Origin of the sequence: Marinomonas sp. MED121 (genome assembly GCF_000153025.1) — a bacterium.
In the GTDB taxonomy this organism is placed as follows: Bacteria; Pseudomonadota; Gammaproteobacteria; order Pseudomonadales; family Marinomonadaceae; genus Marinomonas.
Genome location: NZ_CH672434.1, coordinates 119,003 through 134,877 on the forward strand (window position 1 = coordinate 119,003; position 15,875 = coordinate 134,877).

A 15,875-nucleotide genomic window follows, 5' to 3' on the forward strand; every position below is an offset into this window, starting at 1 on the left:
AGGTGCTGGCTTTGACTGTTTATTGTGGCAGTTGCACAGCAAATATAAACAGATTAACTTTATCGAGATAGACCACCCAACCACCAGTCAATATAAGCAATCAGCATTAGTAAATACGGTTGATTCAGATAACTTTCATTTTCTGGAAGTGGATTTTAGCCATCAGAATTTGCAAACGGAGCTGAACCAATACTCAGGCTTTAACCCTAAGCTCAATACACTCTTCATTGCCGAAGGGGTTCTCATGTATCTAAGTGAAAATGACATACGTGTGTTGTTTGAGTCTATGGCAAAATTAACGCAGCAAGCGTGCTTGTTTTGTTTTACCAGTCTGGAGCCACCTCAATCAGATAAAAATAATATGCGACGCCTGCTTTCGTTTTATTTAAAAGCAGTAGGGGAGCCACTTAATTTTACCCTTGGAAGCCAGGACATGAGCTCTTTTCTTGCATCGGTAAATGCTGAATTAATTTCTATTTCAGATACGAACAAGATGGTTGACGAATTTATAAAACAGCCACTTAATCAACTGCTACATCATGGTGAGTATGTGGTTTTATCAAAACTAAAGGACTGAGTTTGGCTTGTTATTAAGTATTGTTGCATTACTGATGTTTCATTAATAAAGTTTCATTAATGTTTGGACACTAAAGAGAAGAATGAAGTCACTTTGGCCTTTTAATCATTTATTTTGTTCTTCTTATCATCACTTTGTATTGAGCTCACTCATGAGTGAGTTAGCTTACTTTTTTTGTAATGAGAAACCTCTTTTAACTCTTCAAATTTTGTCTAAATAATACGCTTCCTTTGCTGTGCTTCTATATACTTTTCATATTTTGACGAAGTGAGCCTTATTCAGGAGATGTTGCGCTAAATTTCTTTTAGAATGGCCGTCCAAAATATTCTTCAAAGAAATATTAATACCTCAAGGAGAGAAGTAATGATGAAGAAACCCTTGGTTTTATCGTTTGCTGTATTAGCATTAACAGGTTGTGGAACCATGAATAATGCATTGGTTGAAAAAACTAAAACGATAGAATATTACCGTATTTTTGACATTAAAACGCAGGCAGACAGATATACTATTGCTGAATCAGCTAGTAATGGCCTTGGCCGTAATGTTCATGATGCAACCGAAGCTAGGCCGATACCAACATCATCTGAGCTGCCAGTTAAAGCAGATCGGTTTGCTTTGGTAAATCCTTTTGAGGGCTCTAAACTTGGCGCGCTTATGTCAGGTGGCGGTGGACAGCTCGGCTTCAAAATTGCGACCTGTGATAAAGCGTCTTGGACTGCTAATGCAACTCGATCTATTTCTGGTCAATCTGAATTAAAACTTACAGCCTGCCTCTTTCCATATCAAGAGGGTTACCATTTAGATTTGTATGCCACTTTTACCAAAAAAGAGGGTGGTTTTATGGAGTTAAGTCGTATGGCTTCTAGTGCTATGGTTGGCACACCGGAAGAGTGGACAGAAAAAACTTTTCTAGACATTGTTCGTCAAATAAAAAATGATACTGGCGCTCAAGTTTCATTTATTGAAGGGTACCCTAAGTTAGAAGGCACGCCTTGGTTGGATGGTGGTGATGCTGTCTCTGCTTTAAATTAATATGCGTCTTGTTGCTCATATGTGTGAAAGTTTTCACCGCTTTGATACAGCTTAAAGACATAACTTACCTTTAAATAGGGCATTGTTTGGTGCCCTAGTTCCTTTTATAAAGTTATTCTTCAAACCACTTATAAAATAAACTTAATAAGTGATTTGGCCTTTATTAGTAAATCTTTTTGTCATTACTAACCTGTAAGCAGGGTCTTACTAAACAGTTTGTCTTTAGGTAAAATAATTTAGTCGAGAGTGCGAAATAGAGTAATATCTTGATTTGAATGCGAGATGCACTATTCAATCTCTTTCTTGATAAATCTGTTATGTAATAAAAATTGTAAAAAGGTAGTATGTATGAGAAGTGGCTTTATCGGTGTTTTATTTTTTTTAGTGAGCTCAGTTTTGAGTGCTGGTGAAACTCAGCAAGGTATTATTGATAAAATGATGGTCTCAACTAGTCATGGAAATATGGTATTTGTAAGAGTGCTTGGCAATGAAGTTAATCATCCTACATGTTCAGATAATCTGACCTGGCAATTTGTAATGCCACAATCTGAAGAGATACAAAAAGGAGTGATGACGTCATTTTTATTAAGTGCATATATGTCTGGTAAAAAAGTACGCATCATAGGTAGTGGTGATTGTCTTACTTATCATGGAATAGAGACATTAACTAGAATTGAGCTTGAATCACAATAGATTTAATTATGAACTATGTCACTATTTAATATTAAAACCTGAACATTCAAAACTAGTAAATATTTTATGAATGGTCTGGTTTTTGGAATATGAGATTTTTATTGAGAAGTAATTGATTTTGATTATGGATTTTAAAGAGAACGAATTTTTAATCATAAACTATTTATGAAAGATTTATCTGATTATCAATTTATTAAACGAGTGAGGGTGAAATTGAAATATTTAGGGATACTAGCATTCTTAGTTTCAGGGGCAGCATTTTCGGCGAGTTATTCTGAAGTTTCAATCGTTAAAGGAGTATCTATTGGTGAAAACTTCGTTAGAGTTAAATTGCAAAATATGAAATCTTTAGAAAATTGCCCGCATCAAAGCTGGTATGTTCTAGATACGACTGCAGACAGCAGTAAATTACTTTATTCTGGAATTCTTAGCGCAAATGCGGCAAAAACAAAGCTATCCTTACAAATTACAGACAGTCATTCCGTAGGATCTAAAACATATCCAAAAATAACTCATGTATACCTCTGTGATACAGCATTTTGCAGTTAGTCTTAATTTTTTAGCAGATATTTTTCAATCATAACACTCTAAAAAATGAAAGTGATGGATCTTATGTAATCTAATACTAGCTTCGATTTCTTTTATAGTGTTTTTTTACATGCAGTTTATTAATTATAAGGAGGAAGCTATTTCGCTCTCCAAATTGAGATAGGATTTTTATGAAGTTTATAAGTACTAAACAGATTGCTTTAGTTATGATTTTAACTTTACCTCTATCCAGTGTAGCAGGGGAATGGCTTGGAGAAGGTAAAATATCCTCTATTCAATCTGAAATTTTCAGGGAAACTGATGAAGGTGGAAAGCCTACTATTGTAGTTACCAATATTACGTCTAGTAACTGTGGTGGAAAAACATGGATATTACGTTCGAATATAGATGGAGCAGAAGAAATTTATAGTGCTTTATTAACCGCATATACTACATATAAAGACGTATCCTTATATGAATGGAGTTGTATAAAGCTTGGTAATCAATATTACCCCAGAATTGGTGGGATAAAAATTCATTAAGATAATAAACACCTTGAGATAAAAGTTTATAGTGATGATGTTATATCTTTCAAATTAAAAGTAAGGCTATTACACCTTTTATTATTGTTAGCTGAGCCGCTTTAGTTTAGATTGAAGGCTATTTATAATTGCAGATTCATATGCTATCTGATTGAATAACGCTATTTATATCACTTTAATTATATAGGATATAAGCCTGCTACTCGTAATCTGGACATGTTTAGAAAGTTAAAATCTTACAAAAATGGCTGGCTTATCAAAGGAATCGATTCATGAAAGGTTATAGAATCAGCAGCGAATATACTGAAATGGACTTATCCGTTATTCATGAATATATTGCAAACTCCTATTGGGCTAAAATATCCCTTTTGAAACGATGAAAAAGGCAGTACAAAACTCCCTGTGTTTTGGTGTGTTTACTGAGTCAGGGGATCAAATCGGCTTTGCTAGGATGGTGACGGATTCTGCTACTTTTGCCTATTTGGCGGACGTATGTATTTTAGATGAGCATCGAGGTAAGGGCTTGGGTAAGCGCTTAATAAAACAGATTTTAGCGCATCCTCAGCTACAAGGCTTACGTCGTATGGCTTTAGCAACGCGTGATGCCCATGGTTTGTATGAACATTTGGTTTTAAAGCATTAGCATCGCCAGATACCTTTATGGAGTTACATCAGCCTGAGGTGTATGAGTGAACTAGTATGTTCCTAATACACAGTGTTACTGGATTAACTGATTCAGTAACACTTTTTAGAGCAAGGCAACTTATAACAAGGTTTATTGCAAATGAAACTATAGAGTCTTTCGAGAATAAACCTGATTTTATTGATCAATATATCCTTGTTTTCTACTCTGCAAACCACTTATAAAATAAACTTAATAAGTGGTTGGCCTTTATTATTAAATCTTTTTTGTCATTACTAACCTGTAAGCAGAGTCTTACTAAACAGTTTGTCTTTAGATGAGATAGCTACAAAGAAATAGCTGCAATGAGAGAGCGAATATGGATAGAATCATCGCATTGCTCAAGCAAGGTTCTGTCAGGATAAACGCCTTAGCTTGTGTCTATCAGCTAGGTTTACCCCAATGTTACATCACCGCGGATTGGTAAAGAGGCCATCATTAAGAAGGGCTCCATAGTGAAGAGTGCTAATAGGTAAAATTTACAAGGAAAACTATGCGTAAGTTTCTAATAACAATGTTTTTAATCAGTAATATTTCTCATGCTGTGTCTTTATCTGATGATTCTTTTGGCGGGGTAAATATTGGAATGCCGGTTGCTGAGGCTATTCATACGCTTAAGGACTATGAGTCTAATAAAATCGGATACCAACTAGAATTTGAAACTGAAGACATTGACTGTTATTACCTATACCCGACGCAAAATGCTGACCTTCCTCAATTTATGATTTTATTTGAGGTTGTTGTCAGAATTGAGGTTCGATCAAATTTAGTGCTTACACAAAGAGGTGTTACCGTCGGGTCATCTAAAAAAGACATATTGTCCGCTTATAAAAATCCAAAGATTAGTGCTCATCCTTATGACTTTGAAAGAGGTGAATATATTGAGGTGAGTTTATCTAATGGAAATGGGATCATTTTTGAAACCTTAGATGACGTCGTTACATCTTTTAGATTAGGGACTGATTCAGCAATAAAATACATTGAAGGTTGTGTGTGATTGTTAATTAATCCCTCATTAATAATATTACAGAATAACGAGTTTTTTATTTCTTTCATGCCCAGTTTGAACCATTTAATAATGAATGTAGAGTAGCGCTATTATTAGAATCTCAATTTGAATGAAGGAAGCAGGTTGTGGAAGGTTATAGAATCAGCAGCGAATATACAGATATGGACTTATCCGTTATTCATACATATATTGCAAACTCCTATTGGGCTAAAAACATTCCTTTAGAAACGATGAAAAAGGCAGTGCAAAATTCACTGTGTTTTGGTGTGTTTACTGAGTCTGGGGATCAAATCGGCTTTGCTAGAATGGTGACGGATTCCGCTACTTTTGCCTATTTGGCGGACGTGTTTATTTTAGATGAGCATCGAGGTAAGGGCTTGAGTAAGCGCTTAATGCAGCAGATTTTAGCGCATCCTCAACTACAAGGCTTACGCCGTATGGCCTTAGCCACACGTGATGCCCATGGTTTGTATGAACAATTTGGTTTTAAAGCATTAGCATCGCCAGATACCTTTATGGAGTTACATCAGCCTAAAGTGTATGAGTCGGCCTGACTCTTTGTTCAAGCGGTGTGACCCGCATAATGACTATGAATGATACTGACGCCTTATGTGAGCAATAAGTATCCATTTTTCTAAAAGCATATCCTGTATTAGTGTGAGAATAAATGAAGATAGATTTGATCCTATCGCCTTCTGATAAGGAGATTTCTGATATTTATAACGGCTTATCAGCATTCAACGAACCTTATTTTCCTGATCTTGATGAAACCTCGTTAGGTTACTTTTATCGAAATGAGGATGGAGGTGTATTAGGAGGTGCAGTTGGTAAGCTTATTTTTACTGCTTTTCATCTAAATTATTTTTGGTTACCTGAATCTCTACGTGGTTTAGGCTATGGCACACATGTGCTTAAGTTGATGGAGCAAGAAGCGATAAAGCGAGGTGCGATTAATATGTTTTTAGACACCTATACGTTTCAAGCGCCTGAGTTTTATGAATCGGCTGGATATCAAGAAGTTGGTCGATTTACAGATTACCCCAAAGCGGGCATCGATAAGATATTCTACCAAAAACATTTATAAGAAATATTTCTGAACACTTTTTCGCTGCTTATTCCATCTTAATAGGGGATGGCTGACAGAAAGAAAATAAACGCACAAAACTAAAAATTGATACCAATAACAAGGTAATATACTTGCTATAAAACTTTATTATCTTAAACGTTAGGTTCCCTAGTATAAAAGCCTTGGTATCAACACTATGACAAACCGACAGCCTCAAACACACTCTTCAGCTAACACAGCAGCTGATTCAAAACTTGCTTCCTCTACACCTATTTCAACCCTTGGGGACCTTGCCAAGTTAGCAGATTATTCCCTGATGGATTCACTTAATTGTGACCCAGAAGCAACTGAAACAGGGGATGATCATTATCCGCGCCAAGTCTTTTCAGGGCATTATGTGCCGGTAAAACCGACACCCATTCAAGACCCAGAATACATAGGGCACAGTAAGCAGTTTTTCTCAGAACTTGGTTTTGCCGATAATTTAGCCCATGACCCAGGCTTTATTGCTATGTTTTCTGGCGATATGTCTCAGGTGCCTGAACCGATGAAAAAGTTCGGTTGGGCGACTGGCTATGCGCTTTCTATTTATGGCACTGAATACACTCAGCAGTGCCCGTTTCGTACTGGTAATGGCTATGGTGATGGCAGAGCAGTATCTGTACTTGAAGGCGTGATTAATGGCAAGCGTTGGGAAATGCAGTTAAAGGGTGGTGGCCCGACACCCTATTGTCGTGGGGCAGATGGGCGAGCGGTTTTACGTTCTAGTGTGCGTGAGTTTTTAGCGCAAGAAAACATGCATGCTTTGGGTGTGCCGACATCACGCTCTTTAAGCTTTTATGTCTCTAAATCAGAAACGGTTGATAGGCCTTGGTATTCAGAAGGTTCTCGCTCAGAAGACCCAGATAGACTTGTCTCTGAAGCGGTTGCGATTTCAACTCGCGTTGCACCTTCATTTTTACGTGTGGGTCAATTAGAGCTCTTCGCTCGCCGTGTTCGTGCCAACGAGCATTCCCAAGCGTTTGAAGAGCTTGAAAAAATTGTATTACATTTGATTGACCGTGAGTACGCGGATGTTATTGACGAGCAAGTCTCAACCCCTGAAAAAGTAGTCATACTTGCCCGTGAGTTTCGTTCACGTCTAATGTCTTTGATCGCAAATTGGATTCGTGTTGGCTTTTGTCAGGGTAATTTTAACAGCGATAATTGCGCTGCGGGTGGATTTACCCTTGATTATGGTCCTTTTGGTTTTTGTGATGTGTTTCATCCTTATTACCAACCTTGGACTGGGGGCGGCCAGCACTTTTCATTTATGAATCAAACTAATGCAGCTCAAAAAAACTTTGGCTCTTTTTGCTCGGCATTAAGCCCCTTGCTTGAATCACATCCTGAATTTTTGCAATCCCTTAATGAGATTGAGGCTAGCTTTCCAAAAGCAATACAAAGCCAGATGGAAAGAATGTGGGCGACTAAACTGGGTCTTGGGTCTCTTTCGATAGAGCTCAAAGAAGAAGCTAATGATGAGTTTAAAGAAGAGCTTAAAAAAGAGTTTAGAGACGTGCTTAACGAGGTGCAGATTCTTATGATGCAAACGCCGGTTGATTACACTCTTTTCTTCCGCGAGCTTTCATCTATCCCAGAGGATATTGGCCCACTTAAGAAGAGCTTTTACACTGGCGCTACGCAAGATAAAGAAAGCATAGAGATGGATCAGCGTTGGAGCGCATGGCTAGCTAAATGGAAAGCGCTGCTTAATAACACTCTTGAGGCTAATACTGGGCAATCGGATTCTCTTGAAGCCATCTCTGTGCAAATGAAGTTGGTTAACCCTAAATACATTTTGAGAGAGTGGCTAGTTGTGCCTGCTTATCAGCAAGCTGCAAAAGGGGATTACACTCTGATTCAAGAGTTACAGGAAGTCATGACGCAACCTTATGCAGAGCAATCGCAAGAAATAGAGGATAAATACTATCGATTGAAACCTCGTGAGTTTTTTGCGATGGGCGGTGTATCTCATCTAAGTTGTTCGTCTTAATTGCGATTTTGTTAATAATCTATTGTAGATTATTTGTAAAAACGAGTTAGAACAAACATATATAAATAGTTATAACTAATAATAACGTCAATCTTGATAAATTGTATTGTATCTTAGAGTCGAATATTATCTGGGATTATTTGTACTTTAAGACACGTTTTAAAAGAGGTTTTACATGGTGCTTTTTTGGCCAATCCAGCAAGAGCTTGATTGTATTAATGCCAGTGGAGACATTCTTGGCAAGATAAAATTTGATGCCTCAACAGATAAGCATTTTTTTTGTCCCCTTGATGAATCAGTTTCTTTATCCAGTGAAGAAGAGATGAGTATTGCACAAAGGTTAGCAGGTCTTGATTCTGGTCAGCATGTCATTGCCATGCAAGACGATGATTGATAGCCAAAACAAATGAATACCTGTCAAAAATCTAAGGGCTTTTAAGAGGCTATATGTTTGACCATCTTGTCATCAGTGCGAGTAATTATGAAGCAAGTAAAGGCTTCTTTCTCAAGGTATTAGAGCCTATTGGGTTAGAGTATATTTCTGAAGGGCCGCTGGGTATTGAAATCAGTACAGATGGTAAGTCTTCATTATGTATTCGCCTAGCAGAAGAGGTACCTTCGCACTTACACTTGGCGTTTGTCGCTGTGAACCGAAATCAAGTTGATGAGTTTCATCGTTTAGCATTAGAAGCGGGTGCTCAAGATAATGGCGCGCCTGGTCTACGGCCTAACTATAGCGGTCAGTATTATGCGGCTTTTGTGATTGGTCCTGATGGACACAATATTGAAATGGTGTGTCATGAAGATGAGGTCGAGTAGGATCTTATGCAAACAATAGGTATATGAATAGGCTTTCTCTTTAATGAAAAAACGTCTAATGCAAAAACGCCAAATTGAAAAACATTTTAATATCAAAGATTTTATCCTTATCACAATAATCGTGAGTGTCTGGGTGAATGCCTCGGAAGTCTTTAGATACTTTGTACTGGTAAGGCCGGAGATGCATGATTATTTATCTCTTGTGCCTAATGTGGCGGACATGAACTGGGCAATATTTGCTATTTGGGGGGTATGGGATACCTTGCTCACCGCTTTATACGTCTTTCTCTTTTGGCTGTGCGCTAACGCCTTTGGAAATAATACCAGGTCCATTTTAATCAGTGGTTTTATGTCTTGGTGTTTTTTCTTTTTACTCTTTTGGGTTGGTTTAGCAAATATGAATCTTTCAAGCTGGAGTTATCTACTTGTTGTGTTACCACTGGCGTTAGTTGAAACCATGGTCGCAGCATTTATTACCGCTAAGTTATATTTAAGAAGGGCTTAATAGAGAAGGGCATCATAGAGAGTGATTAAGCCCAATCGACCAATAGAGATTTGAAATAATTACCTTTAAAAATAAGTCGCTATACCCATTTAAATAGTAAGGAAACAGAATGATAACAATAGAAAGGCTAAATGAATCGCACCTTGAAGATGTCAGACAGGTGAGCTTGGCGGATGAGCAAGTAAAATTTGCCGGTACGGCAGAAGAGTTTCTTGAAGATGGCAGTGACTTCATTCATTTACATGTCATTAAACATGATGGTGTGCTTGTTGGCTTTTTTAAAATAGATACAGCTTATTCTGATAGTTACACCTTTTGCCAACAAAATGCATTGGGTCTAAGAGCTTTTGTTATCGATGTGAACCAGCAAGGGAAGGGGATAGGTACTGGCGCTGTAAAAGCATTATTTACTTATTTAAAACAACGCTATTCAGGTTTTGACCTCATATATCTCACTGTAAATTGTAAGAACCCTGGTGCAAAGATGTGCTATCTAAAAGGGGGCTTTGAAGATACAGGGGAACAATATTTAGGCGGTGAAGCAGGGCCTCAGTATATTATGGTGGGGAAACTCAACCAATAACATTATCAGTGTTATTCTTGCGGTTAATTAAGCTTGTCTCTATGTCAAAAATGCAGAATAAGTGCCCTAACATTGAGGCACTTATTCTCGGTGTTAATTACCAATGTGATTAGCGCTTTTTCTTACTTGTCCCTTGTACTGCCTTAAATCTAGGATTTGATTTACATATTACAAATGTACGGCCACGACGTTTAACGACTTGGCAGTCTGGATGGCGTTTCTTTGCACTCTTTAAAGAGCTTAATACTTTCATGATCTACCTCTGATATTACCAAAGCGGCTTTTGAACCTAGAGATTCGACCATCTTTTTGTGAAGTGCGTTGTTCACCGGTATAAAAAGGGTGAGAAACGCTGGAAACATCTATCGTGACATAAGGGTATGTGCTGCCTTGATATTCAATGGTTCGTTCAGTTTTTATGGTTGAGCCAATGACAAAATAGGTATCTGCAACTGTGTCATGAAAAACGACTTTTTGATATTTAGGATGGATATTCGGCTTCATCTTTATCTCTCAATGTTATGTTATAACATCATGTTCCCATTTTTGTCTCAAAGGTGCAAATGATAATTGTTTCTATTTAGGTTTTTGCTGAATTGCATACTAATAGGTTAATAAGAAATGAATTGCTCAAGGCTTGATCGGATAATTGATTATGATAATTCGTCATCATATGAAGCAGACGTAAAACCAGTGCTATGCTAGCAAGAAAAAAGGTAAAGGAGAGTATTTTGGAGTCAATCATCAGTCACATTACATTGGGTACGAATGATTATGACAGAGCCATTGTATTTTATGATGCAGCTCTAAGCCCCTTAGGTTTCAGTCGTGTTCCTAAACCAGCGGGTAAACCGCCTCTTTATAGCGTTAATGGGGCAATGCCACACTTATATTTGTACAAGCCTTATGATGGTCAACCGGCTACTTGGGGTAATGGAACTCATGTGGCATTTCAAGCTGCCTCAAAAGACGCTGTTGATGCTTTTTATCATGCCGCTTTAGCCAACGGTGGTTGTGATGAGGGTGCCCCAGGCATAAGAGAGGCGTACGGCCCTGACTATTATGCGGCTTATGTTCGAGACCCTGATGGCAATAAACTACAGGCGGTGTGCTATTTAAATAAATAGTAATAAAGACTGGTAATGGATTACGCTCGAAGTGAGCCATGTTCAGGAGATGTTCTACTTAAAATCTTTTAATATGTGTTCCCCGAGTTCTTGCACTCAAGATGAGTGGAAAGAATACTATTTACATAAGGATCATGTGGAAATGCAAACAATCTCAAATCAAGTATCTCGACCAACTCCAGCTTATCTTTCAGCCACTTGGGCGGCTCTTGCAATAGGAGTGTGTGGCTACCTTCTTGGTTTATGGAATGCAGACATAATGTTGAATGAAAAAGGTTATTACTTTGCCATTTTTATTTTAGCTTTGTTCTCGTCTGTTACCTTGCAAAAGACAGTGAGAGATAAACAAGAAGGGCTTCCAGCGACTAAAGTTTTTGTTGGCATGTGCTGGGCTGCTTTCTTTAGCTCAATTGCTTTATTAGGTATCGGTCTTTTTAATGCTGAAATGGCGCTAAGTGAAAAAGGTTTTTATGTAATGGCTTTTATCCTCAGCTTATTCTCTATTGTGACTGTTCAAAAAAATGTACGAGATTTAGGTAATAAAGTTGAAATCTCTTCTGGTATTAATCAAGTCACCAATACGCCTATAGAAGCAAATGAAGTTCTTGCTGACTAGGTAAGAAGGCAACACAGAATAGATACAATCTCCGTCCTTTAATTAAATACTATATAGCCTCCTTTAAGAGGCTTTGGTGTAAATAATGAAACTAGATCAAAAATTGGTTGATGCGGCAATCAATCAAGCCTTAGCTCGTTTTCCTACTGGTTATGCTGGGGCTGGGGCTGTTTATACTGAAGATGGCCAAATATTAACAAGTGTCTGTTTTGACACACATAATGAAATCGCCAATTTATGCCACGAAGCAGGGGCTTATTGTGAGGCTAATCGTCTTAACCTTAAGGTGACTGCTTCTGTTTGCGTGTCACGCTCAACACCTGAAGATGAATTCATCATTTTAACTCCGTGTGGTATTTGCCAAGAGCGACTTGCCATTTGGGGCCGCTTCGTTGAAGTCGCAGTACCTGACCCGAGCAACCCTAATCTCTGGCAGGTTAAAACCCTAGATCAAGTGCAACCTTATTATTGGGGGAATATTATTGAGGAGTTCAATACTTAAATGGAAATTAAAACTAAAAAAATAAGGAATCAAGGACGATGCGAAATACCGTTATAAAGAATATTGAATCGCGTTTTGAGTCAATGTTAGACATAGTTAAAACGATGGAGCCTGTCTTGCTTACTCAGCAGTTAGACATTGCTAAAAGCAAATCAGTTGGCGAGCATATGTGGTGTATTGTCGGGGCGAGAGAAAGCTATTCTCGTGCTTTGATAAAAGGTGAGTGGGATGGTTTTTCTTGTTCTTTAGGTAGTGATGATAATCTAGAAGAGATTATTAATGCATTAAATGCCTCTAAGATGCAATTCGAGCAAGCTGTAAAAAGCCTTGATAATTGGACACAGTCCAGAGATGAGCTTTTAGTAAGCTTACTTGAACATGAAACTATGCATGAAGGTCAGCTAATTCGCCATATTTATGGGCTTGGACACAGCTTACCTGATTCAGCTAAATGGGCTTAGAGAGATTGCAAAATGACGTTTGATTAACACATGCCAAAGGACAGTTAAATTGACGTAAGTGCATTTTCAGCAATCAAAGATTAGGGGGGTTTTGGTTTAAGCTCTTTCCAATTTCGCAGGGGTTCCCATAGCCCAGCCAAAGAAATCAGCGTAATGCCAAGTATTTCGCGAAGTCCGAATGGCTCATTAGCCCAAAGTGCTGTACTTAAAGAGCCGGTGCTGATTTCAGTCATAAACAAAATGCCCAGTAACCCTGGGCTCAACACTTTGGCTCCCCATAATACGGCCATTGCTGGTGGAATAATTAATAAAATGATCACGGGGATCAACCAAGGTAAGGTTTTATAAAGCTGCGCAAATGTGGGCAGCTTTTGCACGGCTATAATAGGGAGTTGAGCCATGATGAATGCGAAAAGGCTGCCCCATAAAAAGTAGCATAGGGTAACATCCATAGTATTCTGCTCTTGCCCCTTTTTCATATAAACAGCAGCAAAAGCCCAGACTATGCCTGAGGCAAACCCCATCCAGTCTCCTATGTGTTTTGGTAATGGTAATCCTGCGTCTATTTTAAATATGACCAACATACCTACAAAGGCTAACAGCATGCTAATCCAGCGATCAAAAAATATTCTTTCCCCTAATATGTATCTTGCAAGTAGGGTGCTCCAAAGAGGGGTTAGATAATATAAAAGCATTGCGTTTATGACTTGAGTATAAAGCAAAGCGCCGGCATAAAGCACTAGCCCAAGTCCTGCTAAGAGGCAGGGTAGGTGAAGAGAAATCCCGCCTTTAATAATGACTCGCCAACGTAAAAGATAAAAAGGGGTTAGCATCATCATGGGCAAAGTATAAAAGGTTACCACTGTCCATAATCCATTAATGCCAGCATCATCTAGTGCTCGTAAGGGGATCCAAAGAAGGCCCCATACAAGCCCTGAAATGGCGACAAGTGTGGCTGCTAAATTGTGATTATGAAATGTATGCATCAAAATTACCTAGAATTTGTTTGGATTAAATCCTAAATGGATTTAGCCAGAACTTCTGGCGGTTTTCGGACCTTTAAATAGAACAAGCATGGACATAGAAATAGTCAATCAGTAAGCTATTCAAATGCTAGATTTTGATATTTGTGATAAGGCTAGACTTGATAGAGACCCACTATATGATGGTTCATTTTTTGTCGCCGTTATCACCTCGAAAATATATTGTCGAACCATTTGCCCTGTTCGTCAGCCTCTGCGTAAAAATGTGACCTATTATCCCACTGCCTCTGCTGCAGAGGCCGATGGGTATCGGCCTTGTTTGAGATGTCGTCCAGAAGCCGCCCCTGATTCTCATGCTTGGAATGGCACCTTAACCACGGTAAAAAGAGCACTGCGCTTAATAGATGAGGGTGCACTTGATAGCGGAAATATCCAAGCATTGGCAGAGCGTTTGGGTATAGGTAGTCGGCATCTATCGCGTTTATTTAATAAACACATTGGTGCCAGCCCTATACAAGTTGCCAGAACAAAGCGCTTGCAAAAGGCGAAGCGCTTGCTGGATAACAGTGAGCTAAAAATGTCAAATATAGCTTTCAAAGCAGGTTATGGCAGTATTCGACAATTTAACGATTCCTTTCTTGAAAAGTATCGCCAGTCACCTTCACAGTACCGTAAAAAGTATGGCAATAATAATCAAAAAAAAGCATAGCTAGGGAGTAATTGATTTAACGAAGAGAGCGGTGTTTAGGCGATATTGCAATAATACGTTTTTACAATGACTGTCTTTAAATATTCTTGCTTTGATTATTTTTACATTGATAAAGTAGAATTCGAAAGTAATAAAAATTTAGTATTATTAAAGGCCTAATCATTTAAAAGGACAGTATGGAAACTCTTTTCGAGCAATCTATTAAGTTACGTCAGCAGGGAAGGTATGACGAGTCACGCTCTTTACTTCATAAACTAGTTAATGACAAAAAATTAGCGGCAAAAGCGCATTTGCAAATAGCTTGGTCATATGACAATGAAGGTAAGGAAAGTGATGCCATAGAACATTATAAGTTGGCATTAATGGGTCCTATTTCTGCTGATGAACGTTTTGATGCCTTGTTTGGTTTGGCCTCTACTTATCGTAGTTTGGGGGAGTATGACACTGCCCTTAGTTATTTTGATCAAACCCTCGCTGAGTACCCTCAATCTATAGAAGCCAAACCTTTTTATGCCATGTGTCTTTATAATATTGGACGTCATAAAGAGGCTGTTTCATTATTACTTGAGCTTTTAGTCAATACGACAAACGAAGATTCAATCAAAGATTACCAAAAGGCTATTTTGCTCTATGCAAAAGACTTGGATAAAACCTGGTAGCTTATTAAATAATGAATTGCGTTTAAACGGATGGTATAAGCTCTGTTGACAAGACGTTTCTAATATATAAGTATCTAGTTATGACATTACATCTTGATATGCCACAGGTACGAATTATTACCATTCCTTAGGAATGGTGGACACTTGATGCATATAACTTATCAAACCCACCTCATGAGGTGGGTTTTTTGTTTCTACCTCATGGGATTAATCTCTTTTGTAGGAATTAACATGAAAAAAATAGCCGTGTTTGGAAAACCAGGGAGTGGTAAATCCCGTTTAAGCAAATCTTTGGCCTTAGTAACGGGCATCCCTTTGTATCAACTAGATTCAATCCTCTACCAAAAAAACGGTGACATGATTGCCCGTGAAGTCTTTGATCAAACCCATGAGGAGATACTCTCAGCTAAAACTTGGATAATAGATGGCTTTGGCCCTATGGGTGCATTTAATCAGCGTTTAGATGCGGCAGATACCTTGGTCTATATCGATCTCCCTTATTTTTTGAGTTACTGGTTTGTGACCAAGCGCATGATCAAAGGTGTTGTGGTGAAACCTGAAGGTTGGCCCGAGGGTAGCTCAGTCATAAAGGGCTCAATACAGAGCTATAAGACATTACGCTTGTGTCCAAAATTTTGGAATAATGATTTGTTAGAGGCGCTTAAGGCAAGGTCTAGTCATCAAACCGTGTATGTCATCAAAACCGTATCTGAGCTGAATACTTTTATTGAAGAGAATGTAACTTAA

The 15,875-nt window shown here is 38.3% G+C and carries 24 protein-coding genes; 21 read left to right on the forward strand and 3 right to left on the reverse strand.

Translation table 11 applies throughout. The features are described 5' to 3' along the window. The 14 genes from MED121_RS23945 to MED121_RS21645 form a co-directional block, all read left to right on the forward strand. Positions 1 to 577: class I SAM-dependent methyltransferase (locus MED121_RS23945; RefSeq protein WP_009835800.1), on the forward strand; the 577-nt coding region annotated here is incomplete at its 5' end. A 363-nt stretch (positions 578 to 940) separates the two neighbouring features. Next, positions 941 to 1,609: a hypothetical protein gene (locus MED121_RS21585; RefSeq protein WP_207382855.1), complete on the forward strand. Its 669-nt coding sequence runs from the start codon at positions 941 to 943 to the stop codon at positions 1,607 to 1,609. Between the two features lie 348 nt (positions 1,610 to 1,957). Further along, positions 1,958 to 2,302, forward strand: a complete 345-nt coding sequence (locus MED121_RS21590; protein WP_009835803.1) for a hypothetical protein — start codon at positions 1,958 to 1,960, stop codon at positions 2,300 to 2,302. Between the two features lie 165 nt (positions 2,303 to 2,467). Beyond that, complete coding sequence (locus MED121_RS21595) at positions 2,468 to 2,851, forward strand: hypothetical protein (protein ID WP_009835804.1); 384 nt, start codon at positions 2,468 to 2,470, stop codon at positions 2,849 to 2,851. Positions 2,852 to 3,021: 170 nt separating this feature from the next. Next, complete coding sequence (locus MED121_RS21600; protein ID WP_009835805.1) at positions 3,022 to 3,372, forward strand: hypothetical protein; 351 nt, start codon at positions 3,022 to 3,024, stop codon at positions 3,370 to 3,372. A gap of 376 nt (positions 3,373 to 3,748) precedes the next feature. Further along, on the forward strand, positions 3,749 to 4,015 hold the full coding sequence (locus MED121_RS21605; RefSeq protein ID WP_009835806.1) for a GNAT family N-acetyltransferase: 267 nt from the start codon (positions 3,749 to 3,751) through the stop codon (positions 4,013 to 4,015). A 532-nt stretch (positions 4,016 to 4,547) separates the two neighbouring features. Next, positions 4,548 to 5,051 carry a hypothetical protein gene (locus tag MED121_RS21610; RefSeq protein WP_036181501.1) on the forward strand — a complete coding sequence of 168 codons (504 nt, stop codon included), beginning with the start codon at positions 4,548 to 4,550 and terminating at the stop codon, positions 5,049 to 5,051. A 137-nt stretch (positions 5,052 to 5,188) separates the two neighbouring features. Beyond that, positions 5,189 to 5,617, forward strand: a complete 429-nt coding sequence (locus MED121_RS21615) for a GNAT family N-acetyltransferase (protein ID WP_036181503.1) — start codon at positions 5,189 to 5,191, stop codon at positions 5,615 to 5,617. Between the two features lie 113 nt (positions 5,618 to 5,730). Further along, positions 5,731 to 6,147, forward strand: coding sequence for a GNAT family N-acetyltransferase (locus tag MED121_RS21620; RefSeq protein ID WP_009835809.1), 417 nt, complete (start codon positions 5,731 to 5,733; stop codon positions 6,145 to 6,147). A gap of 178 nt (positions 6,148 to 6,325) precedes the next feature. Then, complete coding sequence (locus tag MED121_RS21625; RefSeq protein ID WP_009835810.1) at positions 6,326 to 8,164, forward strand: protein adenylyltransferase SelO family protein; 1,839 nt, start codon at positions 6,326 to 6,328, stop codon at positions 8,162 to 8,164. 175 nt (positions 8,165 to 8,339) lie between these two features. Continuing rightward, the gene (locus MED121_RS21630) at positions 8,340 to 8,558 is read left to right on the forward strand and encodes a hypothetical protein (protein ID WP_009835811.1); all 219 of its coding nucleotides are present in this window, start codon (positions 8,340 to 8,342) and stop codon (positions 8,556 to 8,558) included. A gap of 53 nt (positions 8,559 to 8,611) precedes the next feature. Then, the gene (locus tag MED121_RS21635; protein ID WP_009835812.1) at positions 8,612 to 8,983 is read left to right on the forward strand and encodes a VOC family protein; all 372 of its coding nucleotides are present in this window, start codon (positions 8,612 to 8,614) and stop codon (positions 8,981 to 8,983) included. A gap of 43 nt (positions 8,984 to 9,026) precedes the next feature. After that, positions 9,027 to 9,488, forward strand: a complete 462-nt coding sequence (locus MED121_RS21640; protein ID WP_009835813.1) for a hypothetical protein — start codon at positions 9,027 to 9,029, stop codon at positions 9,486 to 9,488. 109 nt (positions 9,489 to 9,597) lie between these two features. Then, entirely contained in the window at positions 9,598 to 10,071 is a 474-nt protein-coding gene (locus tag MED121_RS21645) for a GNAT family N-acetyltransferase (protein WP_009835814.1), read from the forward strand. A 109-nt stretch (positions 10,072 to 10,180) separates the two neighbouring features. Here the strand turns inward: MED121_RS21645 and ykgO are convergent, their stop codons facing one another. Together ykgO and MED121_RS21650 are read right to left on the reverse strand one after the other, a co-directional pair. Next, positions 10,181 to 10,324, reverse strand: a complete 144-nt coding sequence (gene ykgO / locus MED121_RS24160; protein WP_009835815.1) for a type B 50S ribosomal protein L36 — start codon at positions 10,322 to 10,324, stop codon at positions 10,181 to 10,183. Continuing rightward, positions 10,321 to 10,575 (reverse strand): type B 50S ribosomal protein L31, encoded by a 255-nt coding sequence (locus tag MED121_RS21650; RefSeq protein ID WP_009835816.1) that lies wholly within the window; start codon positions 10,573 to 10,575, stop codon positions 10,321 to 10,323. The genes ykgO and MED121_RS21650 overlap by 4 nt, the downstream gene beginning before the upstream one ends. A gap of 227 nt (positions 10,576 to 10,802) precedes the next feature. On the opposite strand from MED121_RS21650, the gene MED121_RS21655 reads away from it, so the two are divergent. The 4 genes from MED121_RS21655 to MED121_RS21670 all read left to right on the forward strand — a co-directional run bounded on the left by MED121_RS21655 (position 10,803) and on the right by MED121_RS21670 (position 12,777). Continuing rightward, positions 10,803 to 11,198: a VOC family protein gene (locus tag MED121_RS21655; protein ID WP_242603242.1), complete on the forward strand. Its 396-nt coding sequence runs from the start codon at positions 10,803 to 10,805 to the stop codon at positions 11,196 to 11,198. A 142-nt stretch (positions 11,199 to 11,340) separates the two neighbouring features. Beyond that, positions 11,341 to 11,814: an inner membrane protein YiaA gene (gene yiaA, locus MED121_RS21660; protein ID WP_036181508.1), complete on the forward strand. Its 474-nt coding sequence runs from the start codon at positions 11,341 to 11,343 to the stop codon at positions 11,812 to 11,814. Between the two features lie 85 nt (positions 11,815 to 11,899). Then, positions 11,900 to 12,316: a cytidine deaminase gene (locus MED121_RS21665; protein WP_009835819.1), complete on the forward strand. Its 417-nt coding sequence runs from the start codon at positions 11,900 to 11,902 to the stop codon at positions 12,314 to 12,316. Positions 12,317 to 12,354: 38 nt separating this feature from the next. Continuing rightward, the gene (locus MED121_RS21670) at positions 12,355 to 12,777 is read left to right on the forward strand and encodes a hypothetical protein (RefSeq protein WP_009835820.1); all 423 of its coding nucleotides are present in this window, start codon (positions 12,355 to 12,357) and stop codon (positions 12,775 to 12,777) included. Between the two features lie 80 nt (positions 12,778 to 12,857). Here the strand turns inward: MED121_RS21670 and MED121_RS21675 are convergent, their stop codons facing one another. After that, on the reverse strand, positions 12,858 to 13,763 hold the full coding sequence (locus MED121_RS21675) for a DMT family transporter (RefSeq protein ID WP_009835821.1): 906 nt from the start codon (positions 13,761 to 13,763) through the stop codon (positions 12,858 to 12,860). A 124-nt stretch (positions 13,764 to 13,887) separates the two neighbouring features. Between MED121_RS21675 and MED121_RS21680 the strand changes: the two genes are divergently transcribed. The 3 genes from MED121_RS21680 to MED121_RS21690 all read left to right on the forward strand — a co-directional run bounded on the left by MED121_RS21680 (position 13,888) and on the right by MED121_RS21690 (position 15,875). Then, positions 13,888 to 14,469 (forward strand): Ada metal-binding domain-containing protein, encoded by a 582-nt coding sequence (locus tag MED121_RS21680; protein WP_009835822.1) that lies wholly within the window; start codon positions 13,888 to 13,890, stop codon positions 14,467 to 14,469. A gap of 176 nt (positions 14,470 to 14,645) precedes the next feature. Continuing rightward, positions 14,646 to 15,128 (forward strand): tetratricopeptide repeat protein, encoded by a 483-nt coding sequence (locus MED121_RS21685; protein WP_009835823.1) that lies wholly within the window; start codon positions 14,646 to 14,648, stop codon positions 15,126 to 15,128. Between the two features lie 231 nt (positions 15,129 to 15,359). Next, complete coding sequence (locus MED121_RS21690) at positions 15,360 to 15,875, forward strand: adenylate kinase (protein ID WP_036181516.1); 516 nt, start codon at positions 15,360 to 15,362, stop codon at positions 15,873 to 15,875.